At 64.1% G+C, this 15,037-nt stretch carries 23 protein-coding genes and 1 pseudogene; 13 read left to right on the forward strand and 11 right to left on the reverse strand.

The annotated features are described in order from the left end of the window. From EII35_RS16235 to EII35_RS15805, 6 genes and pseudogenes are all read right to left on the reverse strand, one after another. Positions 1-203 (reverse strand): annotated as a pseudogene (locus EII35_RS16235) (hypothetical protein); the annotation flags it as partial. Between the two features lie 268 nt (positions 204-471). Further along, the gene (locus EII35_RS16675; protein WP_125227113.1) at positions 472-828 is read right to left on the reverse strand and encodes a helix-turn-helix domain-containing protein; all 357 of its coding nucleotides are present in this window, start codon (positions 826-828) and stop codon (positions 472-474) included. Beyond that, entirely contained in the window at positions 755-1,198 is a 444-nt protein-coding gene (locus EII35_RS15795) for a hypothetical protein (protein ID WP_185744158.1), read from the reverse strand. The genes EII35_RS16675 and EII35_RS15795 overlap by 74 nt, the downstream gene beginning before the upstream one ends. 75 nt (positions 1,199-1,273) lie before the next feature. After that, the gene (locus EII35_RS15800) at positions 1,274-1,450 is read right to left on the reverse strand and encodes a hypothetical protein (RefSeq protein WP_185744145.1); all 177 of its coding nucleotides are present in this window, start codon (positions 1,448-1,450) and stop codon (positions 1,274-1,276) included. A 9-nt stretch (positions 1,451-1,459) separates the two neighbouring features. Further along, entirely contained in the window at positions 1,460-1,798 is a 339-nt protein-coding gene (locus EII35_RS03650) for a hypothetical protein (RefSeq protein ID WP_125227114.1), read from the reverse strand. A 212-nt stretch (positions 1,799-2,010) separates the two neighbouring features. Then, a complete protein-coding gene (locus tag EII35_RS15805) occupies positions 2,011-2,172 on the reverse strand; it encodes a hypothetical protein (protein ID WP_185744146.1) in 162 nt (53 codons plus the stop codon). Between EII35_RS15805 and EII35_RS03655 the strand changes: the two genes are divergently transcribed. The 8 genes from EII35_RS03655 to EII35_RS03685 all read left to right on the forward strand — a co-directional run bounded on the left by EII35_RS03655 (position 2,160) and on the right by EII35_RS03685 (position 9,212). Next, complete coding sequence (locus EII35_RS03655) at positions 2,160-3,863, forward strand: recombinase family protein (protein ID WP_125227115.1); 1,704 nt, start codon at positions 2,160-2,162, stop codon at positions 3,861-3,863. The genes EII35_RS15805 and EII35_RS03655 overlap by 13 nt on opposite strands. 91 nt (positions 3,864-3,954) lie before the next feature. Continuing rightward, on the forward strand, positions 3,955-4,614 hold the full coding sequence (locus EII35_RS03660) for a tyrosine-type recombinase/integrase (protein WP_185744147.1): 660 nt from the start codon (positions 3,955-3,957) through the stop codon (positions 4,612-4,614). A 14-nt stretch (positions 4,615-4,628) separates the two neighbouring features. After that, positions 4,629-5,984, forward strand: a complete 1,356-nt coding sequence (locus EII35_RS03665; protein ID WP_260464996.1) for an AAA family ATPase — start codon at positions 4,629-4,631, stop codon at positions 5,982-5,984. A 226-nt stretch (positions 5,985-6,210) separates the two neighbouring features. After that, a complete protein-coding gene (locus EII35_RS03670) occupies positions 6,211-6,405 on the forward strand; it encodes a hypothetical protein (protein ID WP_125227117.1) in 195 nt (64 codons plus the stop codon). Beyond that, complete coding sequence (locus EII35_RS03675; protein ID WP_125227118.1) at positions 6,402-6,794, forward strand: hypothetical protein; 393 nt, start codon at positions 6,402-6,404, stop codon at positions 6,792-6,794. The genes EII35_RS03670 and EII35_RS03675 overlap by 4 nt, the downstream gene beginning before the upstream one ends. Further along, positions 6,791-7,546, forward strand: coding sequence for a ParA family protein (locus tag EII35_RS03680; RefSeq protein ID WP_125227119.1), 756 nt, complete (start codon positions 6,791-6,793; stop codon positions 7,544-7,546). The genes EII35_RS03675 and EII35_RS03680 overlap by 4 nt, the downstream gene beginning before the upstream one ends. Then, positions 7,546-8,190, forward strand: coding sequence for a hypothetical protein (locus EII35_RS15810; RefSeq protein ID WP_185744159.1), 645 nt, complete (start codon positions 7,546-7,548; stop codon positions 8,188-8,190). Before EII35_RS03680 ends, EII35_RS15810 begins: the two co-directional genes overlap by 1 nt. 302 nt (positions 8,191-8,492) lie before the next feature. After that, positions 8,493-9,212, forward strand: a complete 720-nt coding sequence (locus EII35_RS03685; protein ID WP_221739667.1) for an AAA family ATPase — start codon at positions 8,493-8,495, stop codon at positions 9,210-9,212. Positions 9,213-9,216: 4 nt separating this feature from the next. On the opposite strand, the gene EII35_RS03690 is transcribed toward EII35_RS03685, so the two are convergent. The 3 genes from EII35_RS03690 to EII35_RS03700 form a co-directional block, all read right to left on the reverse strand. Beyond that, complete coding sequence (locus EII35_RS03690; RefSeq protein ID WP_125227120.1) at positions 9,217-9,549, reverse strand: hypothetical protein; 333 nt, start codon at positions 9,547-9,549, stop codon at positions 9,217-9,219. Continuing rightward, positions 9,546-9,815, reverse strand: coding sequence for a hypothetical protein (locus EII35_RS03695; RefSeq protein ID WP_221739668.1), 270 nt, complete (start codon positions 9,813-9,815; stop codon positions 9,546-9,548). Before EII35_RS03695 ends, EII35_RS03690 begins: the two co-directional genes overlap by 4 nt. 335 nt (positions 9,816-10,150) lie before the next feature. Continuing rightward, positions 10,151-10,585 carry a hypothetical protein gene (locus EII35_RS03700; protein ID WP_125227121.1) on the reverse strand — a complete coding sequence of 145 codons (435 nt, stop codon included), beginning with the start codon at positions 10,583-10,585 and terminating at the stop codon, positions 10,151-10,153. Positions 10,586-10,786: 201 nt separating this feature from the next. On the opposite strand from EII35_RS03700, the gene EII35_RS03705 reads away from it, so the two are divergent. Genes EII35_RS03705 through EII35_RS03725 form a run of 5 tightly spaced genes read left to right on the forward strand, consistent with a single transcriptional unit; the run spans position 10,787 to position 13,775 of the window. After that, entirely contained in the window at positions 10,787-11,467 is a 681-nt protein-coding gene (locus tag EII35_RS03705; protein WP_125227122.1) for a DNA-binding protein, read from the forward strand. A gap of 37 nt (positions 11,468-11,504) precedes the next feature. Further along, positions 11,505-11,756, forward strand: a complete 252-nt coding sequence (locus EII35_RS03710; protein WP_125227123.1) for a hypothetical protein — start codon at positions 11,505-11,507, stop codon at positions 11,754-11,756. After that, positions 11,753-12,787: a zeta toxin family protein gene (locus tag EII35_RS03715; RefSeq protein WP_125227124.1), complete on the forward strand. Its 1,035-nt coding sequence runs from the start codon at positions 11,753-11,755 to the stop codon at positions 12,785-12,787. The genes EII35_RS03710 and EII35_RS03715 overlap by 4 nt, the downstream gene beginning before the upstream one ends. A 32-nt stretch (positions 12,788-12,819) precedes the next feature. Next, entirely contained in the window at positions 12,820-13,218 is a 399-nt protein-coding gene (locus EII35_RS03720) for a hypothetical protein (RefSeq protein ID WP_125227125.1), read from the forward strand. Further along, positions 13,215-13,775 (forward strand): recombinase family protein, encoded by a 561-nt coding sequence (locus EII35_RS03725; RefSeq protein WP_125227126.1) that lies wholly within the window; start codon positions 13,215-13,217, stop codon positions 13,773-13,775. The genes EII35_RS03720 and EII35_RS03725 overlap by 4 nt, the downstream gene beginning before the upstream one ends. 14 nt (positions 13,776-13,789) lie before the next feature. Here EII35_RS03725 and EII35_RS03730 read toward each other — a convergent pair whose 3' ends face one another. Continuing rightward, complete coding sequence (locus EII35_RS03730; protein WP_125227127.1) at positions 13,790-14,113, reverse strand: hypothetical protein; 324 nt, start codon at positions 14,111-14,113, stop codon at positions 13,790-13,792. 73 nt (positions 14,114-14,186) lie between these two features. Next, entirely contained in the window at positions 14,187-14,549 is a 363-nt protein-coding gene (locus tag EII35_RS03735) for a hypothetical protein (protein ID WP_125227128.1), read from the reverse strand. Positions 14,550-15,037: the final 488 nt, after the last annotated feature.

Here is a 15,037-nt window from a genome sequence, read left to right on the forward strand (position 1 = left end):
CTCTCTCCCAGGGGGAGTGGGGGTGGGCGAAGTAGACCGGCATCTGGGTGGCCATCGTGAATGCGGCATGGCCGGTGCATCTCGCTGCCCTGGTCCCAGGTGAGGGTGCCTTTCATCAGGTCGGGCAGTCCGGTGACGTGGCTGATGAGGGCGTCACACACCCCGTCGGCGTCCTTGCCCTTGGGAAGGGCCAGGATGGTCACGAACCAGGTGGTGCCCTCTAGCAGGGTGATCGCAGCGGTCTCTCCTGTGGGCCCCGATGATGAGGTCTCCTTCCCAATGGCCTGGGACCCGCCGGTCGGTGGCCTGATCGGGACGGTCATCGATACTGACCATCCCCACGATCGCGGCTTTCCGCTGTCCGAGCTGTCGTCGGGGTTTCCGGGAGGTTCGCTTCGAGCGCAGCAGGATCCCGTGCTCACGCAGGGTCTCGGCATCGCGTAGATCCAGGTGGTGGATCGCTTCGCGGTGTCACGACTCCTCCACCCAGCCGCTGCGGTGCCCGGTACATGGTTCAAGGGTCTCATCAGCGGCTTCGGCTCGCAGCCGCCCTGCGATCTGGCGGGGTGTCCGCGAGCGTGCCAGGTCAGCCATGATCCTGGCTTTCAACACTGGATTGGCGTCGATCTTGCGTACCTTCGGGCGACACTGACGCTGGTGGGCCGCCACATCCGCGCTCACCGGCCGATACCCACCAGATACCGTGTTCCGGGCGATCTCCCGTGAGACCACTGAGACATCACGACCGATCCGCTCAGCAACCCGCCGCAGTGACCATCCCTGATCCAACCCCCGTGCGATCGCAGCCCGATCGGTCATCGTCAACATCCGCCGCAACACAGCCTCCTGCCTTTGACCAGCACTGTTTCCACGACCCTATGACACTGCCGAGCATCTGCTTGAGATCGCGATCAGGGCCCTTCAGTCGCTGATCGATAGCGCTGAACACCTCTCTAGTACGTTTGCGTAACCCCTTGGGGCCTGGGTCCTTGACGAAGTCTCGAAACTTGTCAACGCTTTCCCTGCAACCTCCTGCATCTCGGAAACCCATCGCGAAACACTCCTTGACCACTGTTCCGAACCCGCCATCATTCCCGCCGATCGTGAACATCACGATGTCAGAGTTCGGCGGGATGTTAGGTGCCTGCTCCTTCAGAACATCTTCGATGACATGCCCTGAGTGGACGAGGACTGTCAACGGAGCATGAATCCCCTCACGCTCCACCCAGTCGCGGTAGTGATTCGCCCAGTTGTTACGACTCCGATACGCACCTCATGCAGCAGTATCGTAATCACCCGCACCATTCCCTGCCGAGTAGGAATCACCCAGCAGCGTCATATGCACCACTCGTGTTGGCGGAGTCTCAGCACGAGCAGCCGGCGCCACCACACTTAAAAATGAGATGAGTAGGCCAATCAGAACAACAAACGGCGGCACTTTCTTGGCCATTACGGATCCTTAGGGATAGTCCAACGTGATGCGGAAATCTGCTTCAGGGTACTGTTCGCAACCTGTGTTGTCAGGTGACATGGCAAGCCCACCACTGAAACCTTGCAGCTTCTTTCGCGACCTCGAATAAATGTATTCACGCAACGACTCATCCTCGACCCAGCCATGCTCCTCGGCTGTTGCCAGGACAGTCTTGAGGGCCTCCTCGGGAGTGATAGACAGCTTGAAGCAGCGCGTGAACCTCGGCGGTCGAGGCTTCCATCCTTCGTTCACCGTCTGGCTGGTCCCCACCTGCTCCAGGCCCTCCCAGCTTGCTGAGGCCATCGGATCAGCCTTCAGTGCCTGCATCCCCCGATCCCACTCCGAGACGCACCCAGCCGCCAGCAGACACACCGCGACCACCATGGTTGTCACTGGTCGCCAGTAGCGCATCGCTGTCACCTCCGCCCTGAGTGCGAAGCCACTCTAGATGCAGCCATGGCGCTAAGCCCAGAGGGTGAGAAGAGTACGCTGTCAGCCAGATGGCTGAACTGACGGTTCACTCGTCACTTCGCGTTTGCTCATTCTTGCCTCCCGTGCAGCAGCTCCAGTTTCGTGATCCGCAGGAGGTGGTCCGTGTCAAAGCGGCAGCCCTTGATGACCGCCTCACGCATTGCAAGCGCCTGCCCACGAATGATCTGCTGAAACTGCTCCAGCGTCGCCTCACTATATGAATGGTGCACGAAAAATGCTTTGGCCGCCAGCGATTGCTCGTGAGTTTGTTGGGCCTGGTGTCTCGGCCCAGTCCATTGCCAAGCGTCCGGTGTTCAAGGAGTTGCTGCGCTATGTGGAGGACAATCCTCAGATCGGGTATGTGGTGATCTATATGCGGTCGCGGGCCTTTCGTAATTTCACTGATGCTGCGATTGCGAAGCGGGTGCTGGCGACCATGGGGGTGAAGTTGGTTTCCGCGAAGGAGGAGTTCGGTGAGGGTTACATGGGTGATGCCATGGAGGCCATCACTGACATCATGAATGAGGTGCAGGTCCGGCAGAATGGTGAGGATATTTCGAACAAGATGCGGCACAAGGCGCAGAATGGGGGCACTACTGGGCGGGCCAAGCTGGGATACCTCAACGTTCGTAAGGATTTTGATGGGCGGCTGGTCAACACTGTTGATGTGGATCCGGTGCGGGCTCCGTTGATTCGGTGGGCGTTCGAGCAGTACGCCACGGGGGAATACAGCCTCGCCGCGTTGACGTCGGAGTTGGAGCGGCAGGGTTTGACGACGCGTCGCACCGCCAAGTGGGTGGAGCGGCCGCTGTCTCGGAGTCAGTTGGCGTTGATCTTGCGGGATCCGTATTACATCGGGAAGGTGACGTTCAAGGGGGAGGTGTTTCCTGGGCGTCATGTGCCGTTGGTCTCGGCGGAACTGTTTGAGCGGGTGCAGCAGGTGTTGGATGTTCGGCGGCGTCGCACGCATCGGGATCAGCGGCACTGTCATTTCCTGCGGGGGTTGATGCAGTGTGGTCGGTGTCGGTCGGCGGGTCGGGAGAGTCAGTTGGTGTACTCCCAGCCGGTCAACCATGCGGGTCAGGCGTATGAGTACTACTCGTGCATCAATCGCATGGATGCGGGGTGTGGGTTGCCGCATCTGCGGGTGAGGGATGTGGAGGACGCGTTGGTGCGGGAGGTTGCTTTATTGCGGCTTGCTCCCGGGCTGGCGACGCGGTTGCGCCAGGAGGTCACCGGGAGCCTGGAGGCACGGCAGGCGGTGGAGCGTGAGGCCAGGCAGCGGCTGCGGAAGGAACTGGCGAGGCTGGGTGCGCGGGAGGAGCGGCTGCTGGATCTGGCCTTTGATGCTGAGTTGGGGACGACGCAGCTGCGGAAGCGGTTGCGGGAGGTGCAGGTGCGTCGGGCGGTGGTGGTGCAGCGGTTGGAGGTCTCGGATGAACAGTTGCGTCGGGAGAGTGAGGGGGTGGTGGCGTATCTGGATCTGTTGGGGGAGCCGGAGCGGTTCTATGCGGCTGCGGTGCCTGCGGTGAGGCGGAAGTTGTTGGGGGCGTTCTTCTCCGGGATCTGGCTGGATGACGACGGCGAGACCACGTCGGTGCTGGTTGAGGAGCAGGATGTGGTGGCGCGGATCCGTGGAGGGTGCGAAAAAGGCGCCGGGCGGGTGCCCGACGCCTTCTGCGTCGCTCCTTCGGGTCAAGACCAGAAGGTCGATTGTTCGAACGAGTCGAACGTGGTAGCGGGGACAGGATTTGAACCTGTGGCCTCCGGGTCCGCCCCCTGGATCTGGCAGCATGACGAGCTGGAACCCGGATGGGCTGCCCCCGCACCATGCCGACATGGGCACACGATTCAACCTCAAACCGACACCACCGTTCTGGCAGACACCTCTGGACCAGTGGGTCATGTTCTTGCAAGCTAAGGGCCTGCGCCCAGCGACTGTCCGGGTCCGACGCCAGCACATCGTCCACTTCGCACGTGCGCACTCATACCTGGAACCCCACGATGTCACCGTGCAGGACGTCTTGACCTGGACCGCGGCGAAGCCTTGGAAGCCAGAAACACGCCACGGCGTCCATGCCTCGTGGTCATCGTTCCTGAGCTGGCTCCACGGCCACACAATCACCATGCCAACCATCCGCCGCCCGCGCGCCGTCGCGCGGCCTGCACCCGACCACATTCTCAACGACATTTTGGCCTGCGACGACGACCGCGTTGCCCTTGCAGCTCGGCTCGCGGCATGGGCAGGACTCCGACGATGCGAGATCGTCCTCGTTGCCCTGGAATACCTGATCGACGACCTCACAGGAAAATCGTTGATCGTCCACGGCAAGGGCGGAGCTGAACGCCTCGTACCGCTCTCAACAGCACTCGAGCAAGCCATTACCGTCTACGCCAACCGCCACGCGATCAACAGCGGTTGGCTGTTCCCAGGAGCTGACCAAGGGCACATCTCAGCCACATGGCTGGGGAAGCTCGTCAACGCGAAGCTTTCACGCCCCTGGTCTCTGCACTGCCTCCGACACAGCTTCGCCACATCCGCCTTCCGCGCCTCCCGCGACATCGTGGTCGTCCAGCAACTCCTCGGCCACGCCTCCATCACCACCACGCAGCGATACCTGGCCATCCCAGACGAAGCGCTCCGCGACGCCGTCAACCAAATCGCAGCCTAGAAGAAAGGCCCGCCATGACCCACCACTACGCCCACGCCGTCCATGGTGAGGACGGCATGCTCTCGATCACCTGGAGTGACCCCGATCGGGACTACCCGAGCAGCCTCAGCGTTGCCGACTTCTGCACCCTGCTCCGCGACACGCAGCCCTATTCCCAGGGCCGAGTGACCGCGGTGATCCAGGACATGGACCAGCACGGCCACCACGCCCCGGGCGCGGTGACCCTGGTCCAGGTCACCGACGGCTGCTGGGACCTCCTCCTCACCCCGGCAGACGATGAGGAGGAGCTGGAGAACGACACCGAGGCCGACCCTCCACTCAGTGCACCCAACACAGTCAGCACACCCCTTGCACCCAGTGCAGACAGCACAGACAGTGCAGACGGCCCTCCCAGCGCGGTCAGTGCTCCCAGTGCAGTCGGTACGGATGGTGATGATGAGGCGGCGGGGATGCCGCCCAGACGCTCCTTCCTGGACGAGCAGGCACCAGAGGAACCCGCTCGGCAGGGTTGGCGCGGGCTGCTCACCAGTCTGGGGTGGCGGATCGCTCCGGGTGCTGCGGAGCGGGCCGAGCGTGCCGATGTTCAGGCCGTCAGCCAGCACTGGCCCGGACCCAGAACGATCGCCGTCGTCAACGGCAAGGGGGGTGCGGGGAAAACCCCGACCACCATCCTGCTGGCTGCCATCCTGGCCCGCTACGGCGGAGCCGGAGTCCTGGCGTGGGACAACAACCAGACCCGCGGCACCCTCGGATGGCGCACCGAGCAGGGCCCTCATGACGCCACCGTCCTCGATCTCCTCCCCCACACCGACAGGTTGCTCGGCACCGGCGCACAGGCCGCTGACTTGGCCAGTTACGTGCACCACCAGACCGGGGACCGCTACGACGTTCTCAGGTCGCAGCCATTGGAGCTCGCCGCCGCTCAGCGGGTCAGCGCCGACGACGTGGACGCGGTCCACGCCGTCGCTGCGAAGTACTACCGGTTGATCCTGATGGATTCCGGTAATGATGAGTCCGATCCGATGTGGCAGCGGATGATCGACCACACCGACCAGCTCGTCATTGCTACGACCACCCGCAACGATCATGCCGAGGCCGGGGCGTTGTTGTTGGAAGCGTTGGCGCGCCGTGACGCGGTTGGTGCCGAGCTGGCCCAGGGCGCGGTTGTGATCGTCTCCCAGGCTGACCCTGGAGTGAAGCCTGCTGTGATCAAGCGCATCACTGACGGATTTCGTGACCTGGTGAGGGACGTCGTCACGATCCCCTACGACCTGGCCTTGGTTGGTGGTCGCCTGCACAGCACCACCCTCAAACCCGCCACCCAACGGGCGTGGCTCCACGCCGCCGCCGCTGTTGCCCGAGGCCTCTAACACAAGGACATCCCATGACCCCACCACCCACTCCTTTCCCCGTGGTCGCTGCACTGGGAGCACTGACCACACTGCCACCACCGCGTGCACTGGAAGCAGTGTCTGCACTGGCTGTAGGCACCGCACTGGCTGCATCGTCTGCGCTGACTGTGCTGGGTGGAGCGGTTGCGGTGTCTGTGCTGGGTGCAGTGGCTGGACTGGCTGAACTGACATGGAAGGAGATCTGATGATGCCCTCGGAGACCCTTGAGGCGTTGGAGGAGATGCTCAGTGAGCAGAGCATCGACACCCTCACCGAATGGCGACGTACCCCACGATGGCGGGTCCTGCGTCGCTGGGCCCTGCGCGGAGCGTGGTCACAAAAGAAGGACTGGCTACGCCGGATCCGCACTTGGAAAACCATGAAGGAGGAGACACCATGACCCGCCATGACCTGATCGTCGCGCTCGAGGTCGAGCTCCACAGCCACGACAACCACGAAGACGTCACCTGGCTGGATGGGTTCAAAGACGGCATCGAGCGTGCCATCCAGATTGTTGCGGGAGAGCCTGAAACCCCCTGCATCCGCCCGATCCGTGAGCTCCTGGCCGAGCTCCAGCACCATGAGCAACAGTGCCGTGAACGCGGTCTCGATGATGACAGTCCCGGTCTGACAGAGACCCTCGACAGCGCCTGCATCGCGCTGGAGACCATCACTCAGCACGAGTACGACCGTGACTACACCGCAGCGTTGGCTGAGGCCTCCCGAGACTTGCAACTCAAAGACATCACCACCCCCAACCGCCACAACCTGCGAAGGAGAACATCATGACCATCTGGACCGTTGCCCTGCCCAAAGGCGGATCCGCGAAAACCACGACGGCGGCGGAGCTCGTCGCTCACCTGACAGCCCAGGGCCGCCGGGTGTTGGCGATCGACGCCTGCCAACAAGGTGACCTTGGCACCCGGCTGGGGATCACCGACGACACCGAGGTCACCGCAGTGACCGCTGAGGTCCTGATCGGCACTGCGACCATCACCGAGGCCGCGATCCCGTCCCCGGCAGTACCCGGTGCCGACGTGCTGGTCGGCACCCGAGACCTCCAACACCTCCACCAACACCCCGAGGTCCTTACCGCCCTCCGCGACATCCTCCCCACCCTCACCGACTGGGACGATGTGGTGATCGACACACCGCCCGCCATCGACCTGGCCACTCTCGCAGCCCTCGCCGCCGCCGACCAGATCATCGTCCCGGTCGTCGCGGCCGGAGAAGCCTTCGACCAGATCGACGAGCTGGCGGAGGTGATCCAGTCCCGGATTGCTCCTCGCATCCGCCCAGAGCAGCACATCGGCTGGATCATCCCAACCCAACAGCGTGTCGGACGGTGCCTCGACGCCGACGTCCTCGCTCAGCTCCACCGACACTGGCCCGGACGAGTCACCCCACCCGTGAGGGAAGCCGTCGCCGCCCGGGAGTCCTACCTCGCAGGACTCCCACTCGGGATCTATGCCCCCGACTCGAACATCGCAGCCGACTACCGTGCCGCGCTCGAGCACATCACCCAGCAGGAGGTGCGCTGATGCCCGCCAAGAAGAAACCAACCCTGGCCGACAGACGACGCGCAGCACGCGACAACCTCACACCCAAGGACCCCGGCACACCTCCGCCGGCACACAGTGCAGACAACCCAGCCAATGCACCCAGCGCAGCCACTACAGGCAGCACACCCAGCGCGGCCGACACTCCCAGTTCACCCACCCCACAAAGCGCAGAAAGTGCACCCACTGCCCCCAGCGCAATCAGTGCAGCCGCCGCGGGAGGAGCGGGGACAATCTCGGTCAGCCTCACCAACCAGCAACTCCACGACGCCCGCGCGGCATTCCTCGCCGACTGGGAACACGGTGGGCCCGAGACGTTCGCCGCCTGGATCCAAGAAGCTCTGCGTACCCACGCGACCCGCACCACCGCCGAACGCTCAACCATGCCCACAGGAGCCTCCGGGCAGACCCGCAGCTTCCGCATTGCCGACCACACCCGCGCGATCATCGAATCCGCCCACAGCAGCGACTGCGCCGCCGGGCGCTGGATCAGCCTCTCAGCATGGGCGGCCACCGCGATCACAACCGCCACCGAAGCCGCACGGCAGCGCGGCCCACTCCCCACACCACCCGACCGCCTCCCCGGCCGACTCCCCGCCCGCGCAGAAAGGACCCTAGACAAATGACAGTCGCTGAGAGAGAAGTGAGGAAGACATGCTGCAGGGGAGGAGGCGATGGCGTGGCTGGTTCGGGTGAACACGTCAAGGCGTTGGTGCACAGTCACGCCAGTGGGGATGATGATGCCTTCTACTCGGTGGCCCTGCAGGTTGCGGCACAGGCTGCCAGGCAGGGGCATCGTCGACTTGCTGAGGACCTGAAGAAGACCATCGAGGCCTCACGGACGGATCGTTCCGCGCGGGTGGTGTCCATCGCACAGCCGCGAGGTGAGCTCACGGAACTCGTGATCGCTTCGCACCCTGTCGTCGGGTTGAAGCAGCTCGTGCTCTCGGAGGAGCTGTCAGCTGAGGTGCAGCGGATCCTTGTGGAGCAGCGGCAGCGGCGTCAGTTGCTCGATCATGGGTTTGATCCGGTGCATCGCATCCTGTTGGAGGGACCGCCCGGGACCGGCAAGACCATGACGGCGGCGGTACTGGCCCATGAGTTGTCCCTGCCCTTGTTGACGATCCGTCTGGATGCGCTGATGAGTAAGTTCATGGGTGAGACGGCGGCCAAGCTGAAGACGGTTTTCGACGCGGTGGTGGATCATCGGGGGGTCTACCTGTTCGACGAACTCGATGTTCTGGGTGGCGACAGGTCCAACAGCGATGTCGGGGAGGCCAGAAAGATCCTCAACTCCTTCCTGATGTTCCTGGAGGCCAGTTCCTCGGAGAGTCTGGTCGTCGCGGCAACCAACCACCGAGCGATTCTCGACAAAGCACTGTTCAGGCGGTTCGACATGGTACTCAACTATGCCTTGCCTGATGCCGGTCAGGCGGTGGCGGTGATGAAGGGCAGGCTGGGATCGCTGGTCAAGGGGGTTCGCTGGGCAGGGCTGGAACAGCAGATGCAGGGCCTGTCGCACGCCGGGTTGGTGCGGGCAGCAGAGGATGCGGCCAAGACGGTCATCCTGAACCAAGGGACACGTGTCACCGCCGACGACCTGCATGATGCCCTGCACCAAGCCCACAGGTGGATGAACGAAGGATGAGCCATCATCCTGCTCGGCTCACGTATGCCGCCAGGGCGTCACGTACCACGTCTGATTCCTTGCGGTGTTCACGCCTGGCCACCTCTGCCACACGATCCTTGAGGGCCTGAGGGACCCGGGCTCGCACCACTGGTGAGGCCCCGGAGCCGGTACCGACCCTCGGCCGCCCAGCAACGATGTGGGTCAGTTCCTCCAGGTCTGCCGTGCCCACTGCGTCCATGAGGCTGCGTCGTGCCTCGTCCGCAGCATCCGCGCCCCGAAGCACGGTGCCGGGCTTCACGGTGAGCTCGCCGCGCTCAGCGCGTGCCGCCAGCTCGTCATAGCTCGTCGTCATCATGTTGTTGTCCCTTCGTCGAGGAGGTGTCGGAACAGGTCGCTGAGAGGCATCGCGTGGAAGATCACGATGGTTCGAGGTGGGCGATGTGCCGCGATCACCTCGATGTAGTCATCAGTTTGTGCGTGGGGGTGCCCGACATAGACCTTCGTGACCTCTCCCGGCAACCCGTCGATCTCAGCTGATGCCTCCGCGTGCATGATCGCGTAGAGCGAATCCTCACGGGGCACGCGGTGCTTGTCAGCGCTGTCGGTGAAGTGAACTCCCACACCAAAAGTGTAGCACACAAAGCGGCCACAGCTCGCCGGTCAGGGTGGCGGTGTGTCTGGCGCGTTCCAGTAACGGCCGATAACGAACCACCCCAGCGACACCCTCGACACCCCCAACCCGCCCTTCCACAGGCGACCCAAAAACCCGTCCCACAGCCTCAGTGACCCGAAAGCCCGGATCAAGCCTTTCTGAGTCGACCCCGGTTGTCAGCGCATCAACTGCTGTCAGTGCAGTCAGCGCAGAGGCCGAAGGGGTGCTGTGACAACGTGTGGGCCCGGGAACGCTCGTCCCCGGGCCCACGTGTCGTCAGGTGGGACGCACGGTGCTCCATGGATCATGCGTAGCGGGTCCAGGTGCAGGTCCACTGGCAGCTGACGCCCCAGTCTTCCATAGGCCCATTGGAAGGAAAGACCTGTATGAGAGCCCCGATGGGGGTGCTGCCGGGGGCAGAAACCTGTCTTGAGTAGGACCAGCGGGTGTGATCCCACTCAGGGATAGTCCAAGAAGTTCCGGCGTAAATGCTCTTGGCAGTAGTGATGGCTGGTCCGTACCACTCGATCCAGTTGGTGCCACAGTTCCTGCTGTAGACCACGGAGGCGGTGCCGCCTGCCATGTTCTGGCGGGAGATCACCACCGCGTTCCGTCCACAGCCAGTGGGGTAGGGGAGGGTGTTGTGGTGGTGGGGGGCGGCTTGGGCTGTGCCGGGGTTCGTGAACAGGAGTCCGCAGGCCAGGGCGAGAGTGGCCAGCACGGAGATGATGCGACGCATTGTTGTCCTCCTTCGTTGGATTGTCTGGACGAGCGCATCGTGGCAGCACCGCCGGGATGCTCGGGCAGGAACCGTCAGAAACTGACAAACATTCAATTAACCGGCGTCGTCTTGTTGTAGCGCGGGTTGTTTCCTGTTTCTGCTCGTGGTAACATAGGAAACAGGAAACACTGTTACCACCATTACCAAAGGGGTTCGATCATGTCCGATGCCACCACTGGACCGGAGGAGCGTGCGCGGCGGGCGGCCGAGCAGGTCGCAGCGCAGGGGGAGCGGGTGACGGCCCGCGCCATCAGAGAAGCGGCGGGGGTGAGGATGGCTGTCGCCGCCGCTGTGGCGCGGGAGTGGAACGAGCAGCAGGAGAAGTCTCAGGAGGTGCCGCCCATGCCCGAGGCGGTGCAGCTCCGGGCCGTCGGGATCTGGCGTGAGGCCGTCGTGGCAGCGCGTGCTGAGCACGAGGCCGAACGTGAAGGTTTGACCGCGCAGGTCGCCGAGGCCCAGGCCGAGACTCGTGAGCTGGAGACAGCTCTGGATGCGGCTGAGGCCCAGGCCGAGCAGCGTGGCCGCGAGGTCGAGGACCTCCAGGCTCAACTCCAGGGCCAACGATCCCGCGCTGACCGGGCGGAGGCCCAGAGCGAACAGCTCACGGCCCAGCTCGAGCAGCTCCGCGCCGAGCTCGAGCAGCTCCGCGACCAGGTCCAGGAGCAGCGGTCCCGCGCCGACCTGGCAGAGACCCAGGCCGAGCAGTTCCGCGCCGAGGTTGAGGACCTCCAGGCTCAACTCCAGGGCCAACGATCCCGCGCTGACCGGGCGGAGGCCCAGAGCGAACAGCTCACGGCCCAGCTCGAACAGCTCCGCACCGAGCTGAACAAGGCGAAGTAAACTGTGGGGGAGTGGCCCCTGTGAAGGAGAGCGCGAGATGAGTGACTATCTGATGTCCTTCGACATCATGAAGGAGATGGCGACCCGGGTGTGTGGCCGCTACATCGCTTGGGCGAACCAGGCCACGGATCCAGCGGTCAAGCAGCACTGGATGAACCAGGCCAGTCAGGTCACAAAGGGGGTGCAGCAGGTCCGGGCGCACGACGTGGAGGCGATCGCCGCCAAGCGTGAGGAGCTGCGGCAGCTGTTTCGCTCCATGCCGGTTGAAGCCCCAGCCGTCGCTGCATGAGTGACCTGTCACCGCAGCAGCTCCAGGAACTGTTCACCAACCAGGTCATCCCCTACCTCGAGGAGATCCGTAACCCGGAACGCCCCGAGGTAGGGGATCGTCCTTGGTTCGTGTGTGTGGGTGGACAACCAGGTGCCGGGAAGACCGCAGCGGTCGATGCCAGCGGCCAAGCCCACCGGGGATCAGTGATCGTCAACGGCGACGATCTCCGACGGTTCCACCCAGCCTACGAACACACCATGACCACCAACCCGTTGGCAATGCCCGATGTCACTGCCCAGGCAATCGGACAGTGGGTCGTGATGGCCAGCCACTGGCTGCGCGAGCAACGGATCTCCGCCATCGTGGAGAGCACCCTCCGGCAGAAGGACTTCCTCCTCGAGGAACTCGCCGCCTACCGTGAAGCAGGCTACGGCACAGAACTGCGCGTGGTCGCCGTCCCGCTGGAAGTGTCCCGGCTGGGCACACTCGCCCGCTACGTCGGCCAGGCCCAGGAGTTCGGCGCGGGTCGAGCCGTCACCGCCCAGGGCCACGACGACCGCGCTGCCATGGTCCCGGCCACTGTTGAAGCCCTGGTGGCTTCCAGCCAACTGGATCGTCTCGTGATCCAGGACCGTGACGGCCGAGTCTTCCTCGACGTCTCCGCCAGTGGGCCGAGCTTTGCGGCTCGAGCCCGTGAGGTGGTCGACCAGGCCCGCGACGTGACGTCGATGACCCCAGAACAGGCCCGGGCCTGGTTCCAGGCCGCAACCATCACCCTCAAGGCCTTGAAGGACGTGCCGTTGGACCAGGACCTCCTGAAGGTCTCCTCCCGGCTGGCCACCCGCGACGCGACGGCGATCGCGGCCACGGCATGGCCGACGGAGCCCAACAAGCAGCGCCATCAGATCGATGCTCTGCAGAGGCATCACTGGGCAGCAGTACGGGCAGCCACCATCACCCGCCCGTCGTCGAGGGCGACGGCTCCCAGGGCCCAGCATCGTCCGGCTCCACCGCGTCCTGACCGCGGCCGCGGTGGGCTGGAGCGTTGAACGCACCCCACCCCCAGGAAGGAGACCAGGTCATGAGTGAACACCCAAGCCTTGAGGTTCTTGTCGACCAGGCACGCGACGCGGCCGCACTCACCCAGGAGGAGGCCCAGCGCTGGTTTCACCACATGGAGGCAGCCCTCGAGGCCCTCGAACAGGCCCCGCCTGAGGATGTCCTGCGCAGACTGGAAGCCGTGACGTCGTGGAAGGTCCTTTCGATTGCCTGTCAGGCATGGCCAGATGAGCCACGGCGGGCGTTGGAGTGGAGGAGGAAGCTGCATAGGCTCTACTGGGAAGCCGTTCAGCGGGTGACTCCACAGCAGCAGGACCAACAACAACGACAGATGCGGGCCGATGAAGCACGGCACCGGATGCATCATGACGACTACTACCACCACCATGAGACTGGACACAGTCGAGGCATCGGACTGTGAGCAGCATCATCGGCTACGCCCGCGTCTCAACCCGGGAACAGAACCCGGAGGCGCAACGGGCAGAGCTCGAGGCCGCGGGGGCGGTGAAGGTGTTCACCGATCACGGTCACTCTTCCCGCACAGTGGACCGTCCGCAGTGGAGCGCCTGTCTGGATTACCTCCGCCCTGGTGACACGCTGCTGGTGCGGGCCCTGGACCGGATTGCCGGCACGGAGCGGATCGCGCTCGAGGTGATCCGGGATCTCGCCGACCGTGGGGTCCGGTTGCGCAGCCTCACCGAGCCCGCCCTCGACGTCGATGCCTCCACACCGATGGGGCAGGCGATCATCGGGATCATGGCCGTCCTCGCGCAGCTCCGCGTCGACACGATCCGCGAAAACACCATCCGCGGCCTCGCGCATGCCCGGGCCCAGGGACGCATCGGCGGCCGCCCCACCGTGATGACACTCGAGCGCCTCGAGGCCGCCCAGACACTCCGCGCTGAAGGGCACTCGTTGGCGCAGATCGCCCGCATCCTCCAGGTCAGCAAATCATCAGTGCAGCGCGCCCTCGCCTAACACCCAACCGGGCGTCACCAGAGCCGTTCTTGGAGTCGATCGACGTCACCCATTCCGTCGTCGATCACCGTGGCAAGATCTGCCCTGGTCTTTGCGGCGTCGCGGAGTGCTTCAGCGCGGCCGCGTGCTCCACGGAGGTCACGCAGCGGCGACCCCGGGATGTCTCGCCGCGCCACCCATTCACGTCGATTCGACGTTGCCGTCCCGACGCGAAGATGGGACGGGTTTTGGCAGATCGGGTTGTCGCAGTCGTGCGAGACGACATCCGGCATGGTGGTGACGACCTGGTGGTGCTCGAGTTGATCGATGAGCCACGCGAACCGATGCGCGATCACCACCAGGTCATCGTGGATCCAGAACCGGCCGTGACCTTTCCCTGAGATGGCTCCGGTCCACAGCCAGCACTCCAGGTCAGGACTGCGATGGATCTTCGCCTGAAACCTCGTCACTACTGTCGGGTTCTGTGCTGCTGTTGTCAGCTCCGTCAGGCGTTCTGTCATCGTCGCTGTCCTCAGTCTCGGATGCTGCCTCAGGGGTGAGGCGTTTCCGCGTCGGAATCTCGCGAAGGTCCAGGTCGAGTCGTTGCGCAATCTCGGAGCGACGGAGCCCCTCGTCGTAGAGCTTCAGCACGACGGTGTTGCGCTCTGCTTCGAGGGCGGCGATCTTGTCGGTGAGCACGAGGTGTTCGACCGCAAGATTCTCGAGGCGTCGTTCGCGTTCGGCGAAAGAGCTGCTGCGTCCGCGCACGGCGATGCGTGCGCTGGTCTTCGTCATCGTTTTCCGCACACATCAAGGATAGCTAGCGTGCTGGTTGTGTGTGGCCATCGAGGCCACACACAACCACGTCCCTGGTCGCCTCGAGCGTCTCAGGTTCCCTCTCGCGGGACTGAATCGGGGTGTCGGGCCATCGAGGCCCGCCACCCCGCGTTTGCGTTGCCAACTTGTGTTGACCGGCTGTCCACAGGGGAACCCTGCCGGTTGGGTGCACCGTGCGCGGGTCAGGCGTGTCCCCTGTGGACAGCCGGTCAGTTGCCGTCTGGGTGCGGTGCGGCCCACTGTGGTTTTTCCGCCCATCGAGGGCGGAAAAACCACAACCTGTTGTGCCCACTCCTGACGGAGCAGGCACAACCCCGGATTGACTCTCCTGCACCGTGTGCAAGCTTCGACCTTGACCCATCACGTGGGAACGCTCCGCGCACCCACGACGGCTGGAGATGCCTGAACCCCTTCCGAGCAGATTTTGAAGTCGCTACGCTCCCACC

This window comes from Arachnia propionica, assembly GCF_003932785.1.
Taxonomy (GTDB): Bacteria; Actinomycetota; Actinomycetes; order Propionibacteriales; family Propionibacteriaceae; genus Arachnia; species Arachnia propionica_B.

Coding starts and splice junctions, on each gene's coding strand:
- EII35_RS16675 (WP_125227113.1), bottom strand. CDS start 828: ATGTTGACGATGACCGATCGGGCTGCGATCGCACGGGGGTTGGATCAG.
- EII35_RS15800 (WP_185744145.1), bottom strand. CDS start 1,450: ATGGCCAAGAAAGTGCCGCCGTTTGTTGTTCTGATTGGCCTACTCATC.
- EII35_RS03650 (WP_125227114.1), bottom strand. CDS start 1,798: ATGCAGGCACTGAAGGCTGATCCGATGGCCTCAGCAAGCTGGGAGGGC.
- EII35_RS03655 (WP_125227115.1), top strand. CDS start 2,160: ATGAATGGTGCACGAAAAATGCTTTGGCCGCCAGCGATTGCTCGTGAG.
- EII35_RS03665 (WP_260464996.1), top strand. CDS start 4,629: ATGACCCACCACTACGCCCACGCCGTCCATGGTGAGGACGGCATGCTC.
- EII35_RS03670 (WP_125227117.1), top strand. CDS start 6,211: ATGATGCCCTCGGAGACCCTTGAGGCGTTGGAGGAGATGCTCAGTGAG.
- EII35_RS03675 (WP_125227118.1), top strand. CDS start 6,402: ATGACCCGCCATGACCTGATCGTCGCGCTCGAGGTCGAGCTCCACAGC.
- EII35_RS03680 (WP_125227119.1), top strand. CDS start 6,791: ATGACCATCTGGACCGTTGCCCTGCCCAAAGGCGGATCCGCGAAAACC.
- EII35_RS15810 (WP_185744159.1), top strand. CDS start 7,546: ATGCCCGCCAAGAAGAAACCAACCCTGGCCGACAGACGACGCGCAGCA.
- EII35_RS03690 (WP_125227120.1), bottom strand. CDS start 9,549: ATGATGACGACGAGCTATGACGAGCTGGCGGCACGCGCTGAGCGCGGC.
- EII35_RS03700 (WP_125227121.1), bottom strand. CDS start 10,585: ATGCGTCGCATCATCTCCGTGCTGGCCACTCTCGCCCTGGCCTGCGGA.
- EII35_RS03705 (WP_125227122.1), top strand. CDS start 10,787: ATGTCCGATGCCACCACTGGACCGGAGGAGCGTGCGCGGCGGGCGGCC.
- EII35_RS03710 (WP_125227123.1), top strand. CDS start 11,505: ATGAGTGACTATCTGATGTCCTTCGACATCATGAAGGAGATGGCGACC.
- EII35_RS03715 (WP_125227124.1), top strand. CDS start 11,753: ATGAGTGACCTGTCACCGCAGCAGCTCCAGGAACTGTTCACCAACCAG.
- EII35_RS03720 (WP_125227125.1), top strand. CDS start 12,820: ATGAGTGAACACCCAAGCCTTGAGGTTCTTGTCGACCAGGCACGCGAC.
- EII35_RS03735 (WP_125227128.1), bottom strand. CDS start 14,549: ATGACGAAGACCAGCGCACGCATCGCCGTGCGCGGACGCAGCAGCTCT.